This is a genomic window from Pseudomonas sp. AL 58 (assembly GCF_036348395.1).
In the GTDB taxonomy this organism is placed as follows: Bacteria; Pseudomonadota; Gammaproteobacteria; order Pseudomonadales; family Pseudomonadaceae; genus Aquipseudomonas; species Aquipseudomonas defluvii.
In genome coordinates this window covers 88,729-104,822 of the sequence record NZ_JAZBQR010000011.1, presented here as the reverse complement: position 1 = coordinate 104,822, position 16,094 = coordinate 88,729, and the positions used below count along the sequence as shown (strand labels likewise).

General features: G+C 58.1%; 8 protein-coding genes. 1 reads left to right on the top strand and 7 read right to left on the bottom strand.

Going from position 1 to position 16,094, the window contains the following annotated elements:
- Window positions 1-26: 26 nt before the first annotated feature.
- Window positions 27-2,309, bottom strand: a complete 2,283-nt coding sequence (locus tag UIA24_RS13935; protein ID WP_330523092.1) for a heavy metal translocating P-type ATPase — start codon at window positions 2,307-2,309, stop codon at window positions 27-29.
- A gap of 355 nt (window positions 2,310-2,664) precedes the next feature.
- Here UIA24_RS13935 and ftsH point away from each other — a divergent pair, with 355 nt between their 5' ends.
- On the top strand, window positions 2,665-4,479 hold the full coding sequence (gene ftsH / locus UIA24_RS13930) for an ATP-dependent zinc metalloprotease FtsH (RefSeq protein WP_330523091.1): 1,815 nt from the start codon (window positions 2,665-2,667) through the stop codon (window positions 4,477-4,479).
- A gap of 56 nt (window positions 4,480-4,535) precedes the next feature.
- On the opposite strand, the gene UIA24_RS13925 is transcribed toward ftsH, so the two are convergent.
- From UIA24_RS13925 to bcsZ, 6 genes are all read right to left on the bottom strand, one after another.
- Complete coding sequence (locus tag UIA24_RS13925; RefSeq protein ID WP_330523090.1) at window positions 4,536-5,759, bottom strand: HD-GYP domain-containing protein; 1,224 nt, start codon at window positions 5,757-5,759, stop codon at window positions 4,536-4,538.
- Between the two features lie 52 nt (window positions 5,760-5,811).
- A complete protein-coding gene (locus UIA24_RS13920) occupies window positions 5,812-6,741 on the bottom strand; it encodes a chemotaxis protein CheV (RefSeq protein ID WP_330523089.1) in 930 nt (309 codons plus the stop codon).
- A 615-nt stretch (window positions 6,742-7,356) separates the two neighbouring features.
- Window positions 7,357-8,460: an HD domain-containing phosphohydrolase gene (locus UIA24_RS13915; RefSeq protein WP_330523088.1), complete on the bottom strand. Its 1,104-nt coding sequence runs from the start codon at window positions 8,458-8,460 to the stop codon at window positions 7,357-7,359.
- Entirely contained in the window at window positions 8,450-11,317 is a 2,868-nt protein-coding gene (locus tag UIA24_RS13910; protein ID WP_330523087.1) for a sensor histidine kinase, read from the bottom strand. Before UIA24_RS13910 ends, UIA24_RS13915 begins: the two co-directional genes overlap by 11 nt.
- A 231-nt stretch (window positions 11,318-11,548) precedes the next feature.
- Entirely contained in the window at window positions 11,549-14,998 is a 3,450-nt protein-coding gene (gene bcsC / locus UIA24_RS13905; RefSeq protein WP_330523086.1) for a cellulose synthase complex outer membrane protein BcsC, read from the bottom strand.
- Window positions 14,986-16,086 carry a cellulose synthase complex periplasmic endoglucanase BcsZ gene (bcsZ, locus tag UIA24_RS13900; protein WP_102053463.1) on the bottom strand — a complete coding sequence of 367 codons (1,101 nt, stop codon included), beginning with the start codon at window positions 16,084-16,086 and terminating at the stop codon, window positions 14,986-14,988. Before bcsZ ends, bcsC begins: the two co-directional genes overlap by 13 nt.
- Window positions 16,087-16,094 lie beyond the last annotated feature (8 nt).

The window sequence follows — 16,094 nt, the reverse complement described above, 5'->3', positions numbered from 1 at the left end:
ACGCTCCCGGATGTGTGGCAGGCAACTCAGGCACTGTCCCTGAACGCGTGATAAAGCTCCTCTTCCTGAGCAAAGTGCATACGCAAAATCGCATCCAGGCCGTACAAGAGCCGCTGGATTTCCTGCAGGTAGGCGGGGTCGGGCCCTTCTGCCGGCAGATCCTGCGCAATGTGTGCAAGCCGCCGGGTAATACGAAAAATCTCGCGGTGTGTATTGTTCATCGCCGCCATCGGGTCATCACCTCCTGTCAGGATGGCGATGCGTGGGTACAGCTCACTGTCGTCCTGACGCTCGTGAGGCACTAGCTGATTCAGTAAACGCTCATTCAACGCAGCAAGTTCAGCTGCCGCGACCGGGCCGGACAAACTGTTAAGGCGATCGGCCAGGGACCTGACACTCTCCAGCACGGGCTTGAGCTGTTGGTGCTCAACCTGCAACTGTGCCCACTGCTCGCTCGACAACACGCCCGCTGGGCGTGCCGCCCCCACCTGGCGAGCACGCAACGCACTGAGGATCGCGAGCAAATCGATCACCTCCTGCAACAAGGCGCCTGCGACAGGCGGTAAATAGCCGAACGCTGCAGCGATCATCGCCACCAGTGTCAGACCCATGCCGACACCAACGCTCTGAACCGCAATTCGGCGCGTTCGACGTGCCACGACCAGAGCTTCCGCCAGGCGATCCAGACGGTCTACCAGCAAGACCACATCCGCCGCCTCGGACGAGGCATCTGCGCCGCGTACGCCCATGGCGACACCGATGTCAGCCGCCGCCAGCGCCGGGGCATCGTTCACGCCGTCGCCCACCATGATGACCACACCATCGCGGCGTGCCGCCTGGATAGCGGCGAGCTTGTCGCCAGGCGTTTGCTCGGCAAGGACTTCGCTCACACCGAGTACGGCGCCGATCGACTCGGCAACGTTTTGCCGGTCGCCGGTCAGCATCACGAAGCGCTCTATCCCCGCTCTGCGCAACAGGCGCAGGGCTCTCGGTGTTTCCAGACGAATCTCGTCGGTCAGGTGCAGCGCCCCGAGCATCACGCCCTCAACCCCGACAAACACCCCACATGCGCCGTCGTACCTCAGGCTTTGAAGAAACAACTGGCTCCAGGCTGCCGGCGCAGTGGAGCGCATCACATAGGCAAAGCTACCGACGCTTACTGTCTTGCCATCCACCCGTCCAGACACCCCTGCCCCCGGTTCCTCGGCCACTTGCGTCGGCACTGAAAGCACAAGGCCGCGCTCACGTGCCGCAGCCACTACCGCAGCGGCAATCACGTGGTTGGAGGCCTGCTCCAGGGACGCTGCAAGGCGCAGGACCTCCTCGGCAGCGGTGTCTGGCTCACACTGAATGGCAACGAGGCGCGCATTGCCCCCCGTCAGGGTACCGGTCTTGTCGAAAAACAGGATGTTGGCCTGAGCGAGCCGCTCCAGCGCACCGCCTCCTTTCACCAGCACCCCTCTGCGCGCGCAGCGGGACACGCCGGAAACGATCGCCACCGGCACCGCCAGAATCAGTGGGCACGGCGTTGCGACGACCAGTACCGCCAGCAGCCGAATCGGGTCGCCGGTAAAAAACCAGGCCGCGCCTGCCACGGCCAGCGTCAGCGGTACGAACAACAGGGCATAACGGTCCGCCAGCCGGGTGACCGGGCTACGCGTTGCTTGTGCCGCGGCAACCAGCCGGACGATCCCGGCAAACGTGCTATCGGCAGCACTGGCGCTCGCCATCATGTCAAACGCCGCACCGGCATTGATGGCCCCGCTGCGCACGGTGTCGCCGGACAGCCGCCGGGCGGGCAAGGACTCCCCGCTCAAGGTGGACTCGTCCAGCTCTGCCGTGCCGCTCAAGGTACCGTCAACCGGCACCACTTCACCGCTGCGTACCAACAATCTGTCGCCCGGTACCACCTGATCAAGGCTGACCTGCAGCAGTTGACCGTCTTCATAACGGTTAGCCAAGCGTGGGGCTCGGTTAAGCAATGCCGTCATTTCACGGCGAGCCTGCGCTTGGGCGTAATCCTCCAGCGCGCGACCGCTGGCCACCATCAGGCCAATGACCGCTGCCGTGAAGACTTCGTCCAGCGCCAGCGCCAGGCCGATCGACAGCAAGGCCAGCACATCAACCCCGGCTTGACGACGCAACAGGGTTTTGACGATATCAATGACAAGCCCCAGCAGGACCGGCAACACCCCCGCCAGCCATAGCCCATGCGCCAGTGCAGCCTGCGCGTTCAGGTAGAGAAGCCCGCCGGCCAACAACGTGATAGCGGACACTACCAACAGGGCTCGATAGGGCAACTGCGACATGAACGGCACAGTGGTCACGTCACAATTGCAACCGTGGACGAACCGGCGCAGTGTCGCTCAGCGACGCCAGGCGCAGATGACAGAAGCTGTCGGCGCTCGCATACCGTTGAATCGACTTCAAGGGTGCCCCCAGTGCGACATGCCCCGCTTGTTCAACCGGGGCAATCAATGTTGGGCATTCGGCCCAAAAGGGTTGATGCAACAGATCAAGCGTAGGCGAGATGTTCCTGCATAGCCAAACTGCTCCGCCAGCTACGCTTTGTTCTATGGTTGAAGCATCAAAACCTTAAAGGAAGTGGGCCATGCCATCACTTGAACCCGTCCGCGGCTGCGCGGTTCATGACGAGCCGCAGCCATGAAGAACTTTCGCTGGGAATTTGCATTCTTTGCGTTCGCCTTTATCGCCCTGGTCATGCTGCAGTTCATGCAGTCCAATCGGAATCCGGTAGAACCCATTCCTTACAGCCAGTTCCTCCAACTGTTGGAGGCCCATAAAGTCACGGACCTGAAGATCGAGCGGGAGCAGATTTCCGGCACACTGGAAGAACCGATCAACGGCCATAAGCAGTTTTCGACGGTACGGGTCGACCCGGCCTTGGCCACTGAGCTCAGTGCGTCCGGAGCCGATATCCGCTTTACCGGCATACCGGAAAACTCCTTTGGTAGCCAGTTGCTGGGCTGGCTCATGCCACTGGTGTTGTTGATGTTTGTCTGGAACCTGATCATGCGCTCGATGGCAGGGAAACAAGGCATGGGCGGCCTGATGGGAGTCGGAAAATCCAGGGCAAAAATCTTCGTCCAGCAAGAGACGGGCGTGACCTTCGCGGATGTAGCGGGGATCGACGAGGCCAAGGCCGAACTGGTCGAAATCGTCTCCTTCCTTAAAGACAAGGCCAAGTACGCTCGCCTGGGCGCCCACATCCCCAAAGGTATCCTGTTGGTCGGGCCTCCAGGCACCGGCAAGACCTTGGTCGCCAAGGCCGTGGCCGGTGAAGCGGGTGTACCGTTCTTTTCCATTTCCGGCTCGGAGTTCGTCGAGATGTTCGTGGGCGTGGGCGCGGCCAGGGTGCGCGACCTCTTCGAGCAGGCCCGTGCAGCCGCGCCCTGCATCATCTTTATCGATGAACTGGATGCCTTGGGGAAAATGCGCGGGGTCGGTGCCTTTGGTGGCAACGATGAAAAAGAGCAGACACTCAATCAGTTGCTGGCCGAACTGGATGGCTTCGATCCGCGCGAGGGGGTGGTCTTGCTGGCAGCAACCAACCGCCCCGAAATCCTCGACCCGGCACTGATGCGCGCCGGTCGCTTCGACCGGCAGATCATCATCGACCGGCCTGACCGCAAAGGCCGTAGCGAGATTCTCAAGGTCCACCTGAAGAACGTCACGGTTGACCCATCGATCAATAGCGAACGTATCGCCGACATCACCACGGGCTTTACCGGTGCAGACCTGGCGAACCTGGTCAACGAAGCGGCGATCGTCGCAACCCGACGCGGCGCCCAGACCGTCACGCTAGATGACTTCACTGCCGCAGTGGAACGAATCGTTGCCGGCGTGGAGCGCAAAAGCAGCTTGCTGCTGCCGCAGGAGCGCCAGGTGGTCGCCTATCACGAAATGGGCCACGCCTTGGCCGCAGCAACGCTGCCGGCCATGGACCCGGTGCATAAGGTCTCCATCGTACCCCGTGCGGTCGGCGCCCTGGGCTACACCCTGCAACGTCCAAACGCCGATCACTTCCTGGTCAGTTGCCAAACGCTGAAAGATCGTATGGTCGTGCTGATGGCCGGGCGTGCTGCCGAATTCATCGTCTATGGCCAAATCTCCACCGGGGCCGCCGACGACCTCGCCAAGGCCACCGACATCGCCCGGCAGTTGGTTACCCGTTTTGGCATGAGTGAAACCCTCGGCCAGGCCGTGCTGGAGCGGCACACCGCAAGTTACCTGGGAGAAAACCTGCTGGCCGCACGCGACAAGGACTATTCGGAACATACCGCGCGCGAGATCGACCTGGCGATCAGAGCGCTGCTTGAGGATGCCTACAGTCGAGCCAAGGCGTTGCTTGAACAGCGCCGGACCGATCTGGATACCGGCGCAAGACTGCTATTGGAGAAAGAAACCCTGACCCCCGAGGAGTTCCCGGCATTGGTGTCAGTGAGCACAGTGCCGTAGGCAGCTCCGTTAAACCCAGAAGGCCTCACGCTCCAGCGCTAACCTCGATGACGTTGTTATTGCCCTGTCCAGAGATAATTCAGGTTCTTGAAATTCCAGGCATCGTGAGCCTCTCGACTGACAATACGGTCTGCCGATTTCTTTTTGCTCAAGTCGACAACTTCTTGTGGAATCGACATTTTTTTCTGAGTTGAAAAAAACACCTTCACCTTGGGGGTCAGCAGAGAGGACTCGTTCTGTTCGAGCACGACCGCCAGACGTCCGCTTTCCAATCGAACCAGGGAGCCGACCGGATAGATCCCCATGTACTTGACGAATGCTTGGAAAATGACAGGGTCAAAATGCCCTTCCCATTCGGCCATCTTGTGCATGGCGTCTGCAGGCCCCCAACCCTTCTTGTAAGGTCGATCCGATGTAACTGCATCATACACATCACAAACAGCTGCCATACGCCCAAGCATGCTGATCTGTTCGCCTGATAGCTTATGCGGGTAGCCTGTGCCGTCGACTTTTTCGTGATGGTGTAAACACACATCAAGCACCATGGCACTGACGTGATGGCTGTCCATCAATATACGCGCACCGAGTTCAGGGTGCTGATAGATCACACTGAACTCCTCGCCCGTCAGTTTTCCAGGTTTATCGAGTATTTCCAGTGGGATTGCCATTTTCCCTATATCGTGCAAAAGCCCCGCGAGGCCGGCTTCATGGACAGTACTCTGCGAGAGGCCCAACTGACGTGCCAACCCGATCATCAGCCCACTGACCGCAACGGAATGCATGTAGGTGTATTCGTTTACGCTTTTAAGGCGTGCCAAGCTGATCAAGGCATGTGGATGCCGCACGATAGAGTTGGCAATGGTATCCACCAACTGGTTGACACCCTGCAGATCAATCGCACAGCCCATTCGTACTTGGTTGAACATTTCCATGATAGCTGTTTTCGAGCGCTCACAAAGTCGCAGGGCCGCGAGTACTTCCTCTTCCATGGAAACCTTCGCTAGCGTTTTTACTTTTCGCTCTGCGACCGCAGCCAATACTGCATCAGCAGAAGAGTTGACCTGTGCCACACCAACAGCCGGTACATCGGCTCCGACATCTAAACCCTTGCTGGTTTCAATCCAGACTTCGCGTATTGCTGAGTCCACTATTCGCTTTAGATCGCTATCGCTGTTCAGTAGAAAGCGTTCTCTCCAGAAGGGATGATCAGTCCAGGCCCCGCAAAACTCTGTGATGTACATACCCACGCGTAAATCTGTGACAGCTATGCGCTTCAACATGACGCTATACCGTTATTTTTCGTGTTGCCGATCAGGGTTTTCAAAAGCGCTTTCAAGCACCCAGCTGTTGCATTCGTTCAATCACTCGACCGGCTAGATCGTCGGGGCGAAACTTGGCCAGAAAGTCGTCAGCACCCACTTTTTTTACCATCGCCTGATTAAAGGCGCCGGATAAGGACGTGTGCAACACAATGTGCAAGTCGTGCATCCGTGGGTCGTTGCGGACTTCCGCAGTCAGGGTATAGCCATCCATTTCCGGCATCTCGATATCAGAAATCATCATCAGCAATTCTTGTTCTGGTTTCTTCCCTTCATCGAGCATGTGGTGCAAATAGTCTAACGCCTGACGCCCGTCGCTGAGGGAGATCACATCTACACCCACGGCCTCCAGACATCGGGAAACCTGTTTACGCGCAACAGAAGAGTCATCTACCGTCAGCACGCATAACCTGGCAGCTGCCGTCTGGATAGAGGCAGAAATTACGCCCTCGGAAATCTGTTCAGAAACGGGCGAAACTTCGGCCAGTACTTTTTCCACATCGATGATTTCAACCAGTTTGCCGTCCACCTGCGTTACCGCAGTAAGGTAGTTATGCGTACCACTGCCCGTGGGTGGCGGATGTATACCTTCCCAATTAAGGTTGACGATGTGTTCTACCGCACTGACCAGAAACCCTTGGGTCTTGGTGTTGTATTCAGTAATGATGACAAAGGCTGTACTGTGGTCTTTAACACCCGGCAGTCCAGTGGCTAGCGCCAGGTCCAATATCGGGATGGATGCGCCTCGCACATTCGCTACACCGCAGACCACGCGATGGGACATTGGCAGTGCCGACAGTCGAGGACATTTGAGTACTTCGCGTACCTTGAATACGTTGATGCCATACAATTGATTTTCGTTAAAGCGGAAAAGCAGCAGTTCAAGACGGTTTTGCCCAGCCAACTGAGTGCGGCTGTTCACCGTTTCCATAAGGTTTGCCATCTGATACCCCAATCTACAAGAAGAAGCACTGCGGTCTGGGCCGCTTGGCAACGAACTATCAAAGCACGCAACCAGGACATTGCGCTGTTGCGCAGTGAGCTTCAGGCCATCTGCAACGGAGGAAAGCTCACCGTAATGTTGGCCCTGTGATCGGAGGCTTCAGCCATTTGCTGGCTCATTGGGAAGTACGTTTTCAGTCGCTGCGCTAATGGGACGCTCAGGGTGTGGGGGAAAATCGGCAAACTGCTTCTCAAGATCATGACCTCTCGGAACGAGATTGATTATTGGAGACTGATGCTTCCAATAAGCATTTAAAAATCGATCCATGATCTAATCGCTGGGGAAAAGTACCACTTCCAAATCACTGTAATGCACCAGCTGACTGAAGCTTATTTTGACTGGTGCGATTTTGCAATACATAAATGGCGATGTGCCATCACTCTTTCAAGCAAGGGGCACTCTATTCTGCGCCCATGCTCAAAAAACAAGCCGAGCCAACCCGAGACAAGAAGTTAATTAAGATTTGTTAATGTTTGGCAGCACCAATGAAAAAAATTCAAAAACAACAGCATGACTGTGGCGACAAATATTTCAAATATGTGACAAGGCTATCCATCAACCAGATGAAACGGAGCAGAGATCATCTCGCCTCTCATTACCGTCCTTCCCTGAACCCTCTGTTATCAATTGTTCGAACGCATCAAAATGGCGTTGCATTACCAGCACCAGGTTCGGATCAAAGTGTCGGCCAGCCTGCTCAAGAATATAGGCCTGTGTACGCTCGGGGCTCCAAGCGCACTTATAGGGGCGAGGCATGCGCAATGCATCGTAAACGTCGCATAGGGCAACAATGCGCGACGCCAGCGGAATTGCTTCTCCTGCAAGACCACGCGGGTAGCCGCTGCCATCCCACTTCTCGTGGTGGCAAAGAGCGATTTCAGCAGCCAGCTCGGTCAGTTCCGTGGCCTGCTCCTCATGCAGAATGTTATACCCGATACGCGAGTGCCCCATCATTTCCTGGCGCTCTTCCAGCGTGAGCGGCCCTTCCTTGCGCAAAATCCGGTCAGGAATGCCGATCTTGCCGAGGTCGTGCATGGGCGCCGCCATGCGAATGAGCTCGCACCAGCGCGCCGACATCCCGACGGCCTGCGCCAACAGGGCTGCAGTATTACCGATGCGCAAGGTATGCTCGCCAGTATCATCATCGCGGTAACCTGCAGCGCGGCTAAGGGCCCTGATTACGGCGCAATAGCTGTCTTGCAACTGAAGGGTGCGCTCACGCACTTTGTCCTCCAGCTCTCGGTTGAGGTCTTGCAGCTTCTCGGTTGCCTGGGACAGGCGCAGGCAGTTGCGCACACGCAAGACCAACTCGGTCAGATCCAGGGGCTTTGTCAGGTAGTCATTGGCACCCAACTCCAGCCCCAGACGACGGTGCTCAGGCTCGCTCAAGGCACTCAGAATAATCACTGGCGAACGTGAGCGGTCACGCCCACTGAGCTGGCGCAGAATTTCGAATCCATCCGGGGCCGGCATGTCCAGGTCCAGTAAAAGCAGATCCCAAGGCTGCTCCTGTAACCAACACAGCCCCGCGCCGGAGTCGGCAAAGCTTTTCACATGTTTCAGGCCAAAGGCCTTCAGACTTGACTCAAGCAAGCGCAGGTTAGCCGCGACGTCGTCGATAATGACAATGCGAGTATCCGCGGGAATATCAGTAAACATTCAGACTCTCCTGTTGCAGCAGTGCGCTGACCAACGCTCGCAGTTCATCCGACGCGAGTGGTTGCTTGAGTACCGCCTGAAACTCACACCCCAGCATCGCCAATGACCTGGGGCAAGAGCCCAGCAGAATCACAAGCATCCCATCGCCACCGGGCATGCGTCGCAGTTGTTGCAGTGAATCGCCCAACTCGCTGCCCTGCCGGTCGCAATCGACCAGCAATATTGCCGGAGCACCCTGGGCGCGAACCTGTAACAGGCACTCGGCGAGGCTTCCGGCATCCAGCGTCACCATCCCCTGAAGCGTAGTGTCAATGCAGTGGCGGGTCGCATCGTCGTCACCCACGTAGTACAACCGCGGCGCAGGTGCCGACACGTCATGTGCCGGGCGGGCATTGGCATGGGCCAAGTCGATCCAGAAACGGCTGCCAACACCTGGCTCACTGCACAGCCCCATACGTGCGCCCATCAGCTCAGCAAGCTCACGACATAACGCCAGGCCAATGCCGGTACCCTGAATGGCCGTGTTTTCCTTTCCAAGCCGCTGGAAGGGCTCGTACAGCGCATGCTGCAACTCCGGGGCAATACCGTACCCGCCGTCCTCGACAAACAACCGAACCCGATCACCACAGGTTTCCACGCCCATTAGCAGGCGCCCTTCAGGGCGGTTGTACTTGATCGCGTTGGACAGCAGGTTAAGCAGGACCTGACGCAAACGCCGGGTATCAGCCAACACACTCAGTGAACCTTGCGTCGGCTGCAGGATCAGGTGCAGCCCGGCAGCCTCGGCCTGGGAGCGGACCATTTCGGCACATTCGCGCATCAGGCCAGTCACCTCAACGGCACGCAGTTGCAGGCGCTGAGTCTCGGCCTGCAAGCTGGACCAGTCCAACAAGTCGTTGACCAGATGCGTGAGGTGCTCGCTGGCCCCAAGGATTTCGTTCAGTGGCTGCACCTCGGCCTGTTGCTCATCCGCCTGCATGCGGAGTAACTGGGCGAAACCATAAATGGCATTGAGCGGTGTACGCAGCTCATGGCTCATGCTGGAGATGAAGCGCGACTTGGCCTGGCTTGCGGCCTGCGCCTCCAATGTGCGGCGACGCAGATCCTCTTCCACCTGTTTGAGGGTATCGATGTCGACGAAGGTTCCGGCTGCAACACGCGCCTCAGCGCCATTCTCATCAATCAGACGGCCCCGGCAAAGCAACCAGAGCGGCGTTCCATCCGCCCGCAACAGGCGCAGTTCCAGATCGAGTCGCGACGTATGCCCCTGGCGAAGTGCATCCAGTGCCTTGTCCAGGGCCGGGATATCCTCAGCGTGGACGTGACGATGGAAGGCCGCTCGCGTCAGCTCTGAGCCTGCAAGGTTGAAGCGTTGGCAGAGCTCACCGTGCAGCAACAGACGGTCGTCCTCAAGACGATACTCCCACAGACCTGCGGTTATGCTCTCCACGACCAGGTTCAGGTGCTGCTGGGCCGTGTTACGTTGCGCCTCGCTGGACGCAAGTTGCTTGCCCATGGACAGCACATCGCCGGCCATGTCGTCCAACTCTTGAATATCCGATACGGCACGTTGTGGATGCCATGCCCCGTGACCGATCTGATGCAACATCTCACCAATGTCGCCGATGGGACGCCGCAGCCGTTCGCTGAGTGTGCGGGCACGAACCCACATGAACGTGAAGAACCCGAGATAGAACACCACCAACCCGACAATCATCAAATAGCCGATGTTGCGGTAGTGGCTGGCCAGGTTGTTGGTCGCGGCCATGACCTCCCGCTTGTCGGCAATCGCCAGCAAACGCCAACCGGCTGGATGTATTTCACTCCAGGCGACCAAGTGCGGTCGGCCGCTCAGCATCACCTCGGTATTGCCGCTGCTCTGCCGGGCAAGCGCGCCCACAAGGTCATTGAATTCCGCTCGCTGCGCCAGGCTGAAATCGTCAGACCTCAAGTGATCGCCTTGCAGTGCTTTCTGCGTGTCCTGCGAAGGGGCCTCACGCAACGCGAAATCATGCTCAGCCTCTGGCGGTAGCGCCATGATTTTCATGTCGTTGCTGACCAGCATCAGGTAGCCGCCCCACGGCACCTTGAGCTTGCCGATTTCATCGAGGATGCCGCCCACCGTAATATCCAGGCCTACTACGCCCTCGAGGAAGTCTCCTGTGTAGACCGGCTGAATCGCCGACATCATCCAGCCATGCCCCGCCGGGTCAAGGTAGACATCGGTCCAGCGTGCAGTGCGCTGCGGATTATGTTTGGCGTCGGCAAGGTAGTAAAAGTTGTACCCAGGAATCTGCATATCATGTGGGTACTGCTCGTCAGCGCGAATCCAGGGGTAGATGCGGTTGTAGCTGTCCCAACTATTGAAGTAAAGGCTCGCCACCAGCGGCTCGTGACGCTTGATTTCACGCATCAACGGATCAAGTTGTGCCAGTCGCCTGACCTTGCTCAGGTCCTGGCGCGAAGGGGGTGTTACAGACGAGTAGAAGGACGCCGCTCCACCGAGGTCATGCGGGCTGAAAAGCGCCCCGCTCGACGTGCGCGCCAGGCTTTCCATTGCTCCCTGAGCAGGGGTATGCAATGCGTTGGCTGTCATTTGAGCAAACATGCCCGTGATGCCAGCAATATACCCGAGCTGATCCTGAACAATACGTGCATTTTGCTCGGCGGTAGCGCTGAGGCTGTCGACTGCATTGTGCTCCAGGTACTCGAGCTGGGATTCGCGAACGGCTTGGTTACTGAACAAGTAGCAAGCTATCAGTATCGTTTCCACCAACACCAGCGGAATCAAAGCGCTTTGCACAAATGCTTGCCAGATCCATTGGCGCAATCCTGTCCTGGAAGGACGTTTACTCACTTGGCCTCCCTGCAGATGATGGCAGGTTGTTTTGTTAGATGATGTCAATTTGCCTTCACTTGATATTAACCTATCTGTCGGGAACTTTCCTTAAGGAACACGAACGCTTTATCACCTGCAGCAACAGGTGACCTGACACAAACCAGCAGGCTAGAAGCGTTTAAAAATACAGACGAATGATCTGCGACTAAAGTCGCAGATCACCAGGGTGGGAGGCTGTTAGCGCAAGGACTAAAGGAAGTCAGCGTAAGGTGTCACCGGCTCTATCGGAAGCGGCAGGTTGCCTTGCCAGACATCGAAGCTGTACCGCAGGTAGAGAACGACCGTACTGGGCGCGTAAGCGTCGCTGTGCTGCCAGGTGATGCCCGACCCGAGGACCATGTGATCCGTGAGTCGACGCTCGAACAAGCCCTGGAGGCGTATGCTGGCGCCGCTGCTGCTACCCGAGCTCGACGTCAGGCTGCCGCCATCCAGCACTTCATAACCTGCGTTTCTTATCAAGCTCTGAAGCTTGGAACTGGAGATGGCATCAGTATTGGCGTGAGACCAGCCAACCGAGCTTTCAAGACGCACCGACCAGTCGCTGTTACGCCAGTTATAGTTCAGCGGAACGCTCACTGAGTAGTATTTCTGCGGGCTGTAGTACCCACCGTTACCCAGGGTGTATTCGTCCTGATTGTTATCGTAACCCCAGTACATCAGGGTCAACCCGGTACGCAGGCGCTCATCGGCACGATCGATCAGCCGGTAATAGTAACCCGCCATCGCCGAGCGTTTCTGGTTGTTCTCGACGTTTTTACCACGCAGCCAGTAGCTGCCAAGGCTGGCCCATATACCGTCAACCCCTCCCTGGTCGTGGCTCAGGCTCAGGGTCAACCCATTGGACGTAACGCCACCCCAACGAATCCCGGTATTAGGGTCGACAGCGCCGGAATACGACACCACGGAGTTGGAAACGGGCCGCCGCGAGGCGGTCAGCCGCCAGCCGAGTGTGTGCCAATCACTGCCGTAGCTGACGCCCCCCAGCCAATTGGGAATTTCAAACGTGTCCGGCGTACGGCCAAGGTCGAAAGACCATTGAGCGTTGTTCCAGCCCAGTGCCATGGCAGGGCCACTGACACTTTGCGATTCGTTCACGCACCCCTTGGGCAACACGGCTCCCGTACTCTGTCTACGCAACTGTACCGAACAGGTGCCGAAGTCCGTCGTGGTACGGCCATCGGCGTTGGTCTTGAAGCTGTCGGCATTCAGGTCAATATTTTCCGCCTGCAGGAAGCCGTGTCCTTCAAGCAGCGGCGTATCAACCCGCACGATGCTGGTCTGGGTCACCAGATCGGAGATACCTGACGCTGAGTTGTCGGTACGCCAGAGGTAGTCGTGGTAAAGGGTGATCGTCGGGCTCGTCTGTTGGTACAGCTTGTCGACATCACTGCGCAAGCTGCTTGCCAACCAATCATCGCCGTCTTGCTCTCGGCTCGCCAGGGTCAGGGCTCGGTCATCCCGCGGTACGGCTTGTTCGGGTGTCAGCATGCCAGCAGCCGCCATGCCCCGTGCGTAATAGTCCAACGCCTGCTGAGGGTTATCCTTGGCTATCGAACGAGCCGCATCGCGGTATATCACGGGGTCGGTCTGTGGTGTCTTCATCAACTGGGCGAACACCGCATTGGCCTTTTCACGCTCGCCCACCGCAGCCCAGGCATTGGCCAGCCGACGCTGATACGCCGGATCGTGACTCACGTCCTGGGAAGGCTTGAGTGATTGCAGCGCTTGACGCGCCGATGCTTTTTGGCCGCTGGCAATCAGGGTTTCGATCATCCCCAGCTGGGAGTCGGCGTTCTGTGGTTCCTTCTCCAGAACAGTCCGATAGTAACGTTGAGCCTTGGCATACTCGCCCCGCTGCAATGACCAGTCAGCCAGCGTCGCGTAGTCGTCGACCGTGGCTGAACGCAGCAACAATGCCTCAGCCTGATCTTCCTGACCGCGCTCACGCAGCGCCGAGACCTGGGCTTGCAGCTGGCGACGACGCAACCGGTTGGCCAGTTCGTGCATGTTATCGGTCCATGCCGATACGGGTATTTTCGAGAGCGAATCCTGAGCCTCGGCATCGCGCGAATCACTGGCCAGGTAGAGGGCATGGGCGTAGCGGGTTTCGCTGTCCTGCCCCTTGCGCTGCAACAATTGACGGAAACTGTCATCGGCAGCTGCGCGTTGCCCCAACTCACGCTGACTGTTGGCCAAACGATAGGTCAACCACGGATCGTCTGGCGCCAATACCCTGGCCTTGCTCAATGAAGCAGCCACCTGTGCCCAGTCGGCACGCTGAGCCGCCGCATCGGCCTGCGCCTTGAGCCGATCCAGCGCCAAGCTATCGCGCAAGGCGGCAAACTCTCGCTGCTCGGACGGCGACAGGCTGTCGAGAAAGGCTTCTGCCTTGCCCGGCGATTGTGATTGGTAAAGCCTCACCAGTGCACGCACGACACTGCCATTGCCAGGCTCGAGTTTACGTGCCTTGAGCAGCAGCGTTTCAGCTTGCGTATCACGCTGTTGCGCACGGGCGACAGCAGCCAGCCCGACCAGGGCATCGGCATCGCCGGGCTTGGCATCATGGGCACGTTGGTAAAAGCCCTGAGCGGCGCTGTACTCCTTTCGCTCTAATGCGGCATCCCCTTTCTGTAACAGCATCCATTGATAGTTGGCTGTCTTGAGATCGGCCCACTTGCTGATCCAACGGGAATCCTGCTCTTTGCTCAACGCACTGGAAAATGCGTCATATGCGCCTTCGTACTTCTTCTGACGCATCAGGGCAATACCCAGGGCCCCATGCAGGCTGGGGTCCTCGGGATACTTGATCAAGGCACGACGCAAGTCCGCTTCGGCATTGGCGTTTTTCCCCTCATCAACCAGCTTCTTGCCGGTTATACCAGCACGCCAGGCAGGATCGCCCAGCAGTTGCTGCTGGCGCTGCAGTTGGTTTCGGGCATCTTCCTTGATCGGCAGATGACGGTAGTGCTCGATGAAGCCTTGCCAGGCCTGCGCACTTTCACTGCCCATCGGCATATCCAACAGCGCTTTGTACTCGCGTTCCGCATCACGTTTTTGCGCAGTCAGCAGCCTGCCCATCAGCTTTTGCAATTCGACATTGCCTGGGTACTGCTGATCCAGTTCATACAAGTGCTCAATAGCCATATCGCGCTGGGCTGGGATATTGCTGCGAACACTCCAGAATTCCATGGTTGTAATGAAATCGGGCGGGCCCTTGTCGAACAGTTGCTCATAGAGTTTGGCCGACTCTTCAGCGCGCCCCGCCGCCGCCAGCAAGCGTGCTTCCTGCAAGCGCTTCTGCCCTTCCGGCGTTTGCAGCATCAGCAGGTCCTCAGCATGCTGCAGTTGCGGGGAACCTGGCGCCTGGCTGCGTAACTGCGCCACGCGCGCCTCTGCCAGCGCTGGATTTTTTTGCTGCAACGCCTGACGCACCTTGGCCAGCAGCACTTCAGGGTCGTTGGGCGCGATCAACTCCAGACGTGCCAAGGAGTCACGCACCAGGTCTTCACGGTAAGACGCCTCGCCAATACGGACTTGCTCCAATAACCACTGCTGCTGATCATTGCTACTCATTGGTTGGGCCAGCGCTGCACCCGATAGACAGCTAAACAACAGTCCCCACGTTCTTATTCTTTGCATGAATCAACCCAGCTCGGCACAAGCCGGCCCTCCTTGTTGAATCGATAACGACGGTCATCCCACCCCTGACCAAACATTGTCAGCGACTGGTTGTAATAAGCATTGGCCTGAGGCGGCTCCTGATGCAGGCGCTGACGCTGCGCCTGCAACGCCGCGACGGACGTCGGATCACTGGCCAGCAAGGGTAACAGCGCTGCCGAAAAGCCAACAGGGCCAATACCGGTGTGAGCTCCGGTTGCACTGTCGACAGACGCTGGAGGGAAGCCGTCACGAGTGCTTACCTCGACCATCGGCAGGAAGTGCTTGAGCAAATCGGTTCGTCCGGGGGCATCCGGCGCCAGCATACCGAGCCACAAGTACACCCGGATCGCATCGTAACTACCCTCACTGCCTTTAACAGCATCCACCTTCCAGCCCTGCCCCTCGCGCCAGAGAAGCCAGTCAGGGGCAAAGCCCTTGGGCGTTCCCTCAAGCAACATCCGTCGTGTGTTGTCTGCCAGCTCAGCCCAAATCGGCGACTCCAGGGAAAACCGGGCGAGCAACGGCAACGGCAAGTAACTGGGGTTCAGGCGCCAGCCCTCTGCAGTCTCGAAACCTGTGTCGCCAGGTAATAGCATCAAACCCAGACCTGGCAGTTTACGCAGGCTTTGCGCGGCGCTGCGCCAGAGCATATTGCGCCCCAGCGTCACATAGTCCTCCCGCCCCCACAGGCGCCCGGCCTCAAGCAGGCTGTAAGCGATCCACAGGTCGGCATCACTGGCATTGTTGGTATCGAGCACCGACCAATGACCGTGCTGATCCTTGCCCCATTTCCAGGCCGGCAAGTGTCGGCTCAGATCACCCTCGGCAAGGTTGTTCTGGGTCCAGCGCAACAACTGAGCAAAGCTGTCCCGATCATTGGCCAGCAGGGCAAAGAACATCCCATACCCCTGCCCCTCTGAGGTCGTAATTTGTTGCTTCGAGGAACGATCAATGACACGCCCGTCCTGACTCAACAGCGCGTGTTTGTAACCCTCCCAGGCGGGCCACAGGCATTCGCTGGCGCTGACCGGCACCACAACGCTCAACGCCAGTGCAAGCGCCCCCATGTCCTTGA

Coding starts and splice junctions, on each gene's coding strand:
- bcsZ (WP_102053463.1), bottom strand. CDS start 16,086: ATGGGGGCGCTTGCACTGGCGTTGAGCGTTGTGGTGCCGGTCAGCGCC.
- UIA24_RS13920 (WP_330523089.1), bottom strand. CDS start 6,741: ATGGCAAACCTTATGGAAACGGTGAACAGCCGCACTCAGTTGGCTGGG.
- UIA24_RS13935 (WP_330523092.1), bottom strand. CDS start 2,309: ATGTCGCAGTTGCCCTATCGAGCCCTGTTGGTAGTGTCCGCTATCACG.
- UIA24_RS13915 (WP_330523088.1), bottom strand. CDS start 8,460: ATGTTTACTGATATTCCCGCGGATACTCGCATTGTCATTATCGACGAC.
- bcsC (WP_330523086.1), bottom strand. CDS start 14,998: ATGCAAAGAATAAGAACGTGGGGACTGTTGTTTAGCTGTCTATCGGGT.
- ftsH (WP_330523091.1), top strand. CDS start 2,665: ATGAAGAACTTTCGCTGGGAATTTGCATTCTTTGCGTTCGCCTTTATC.
- UIA24_RS13925 (WP_330523090.1), bottom strand. CDS start 5,759: ATGTTGAAGCGCATAGCTGTCACAGATTTACGCGTGGGTATGTACATC.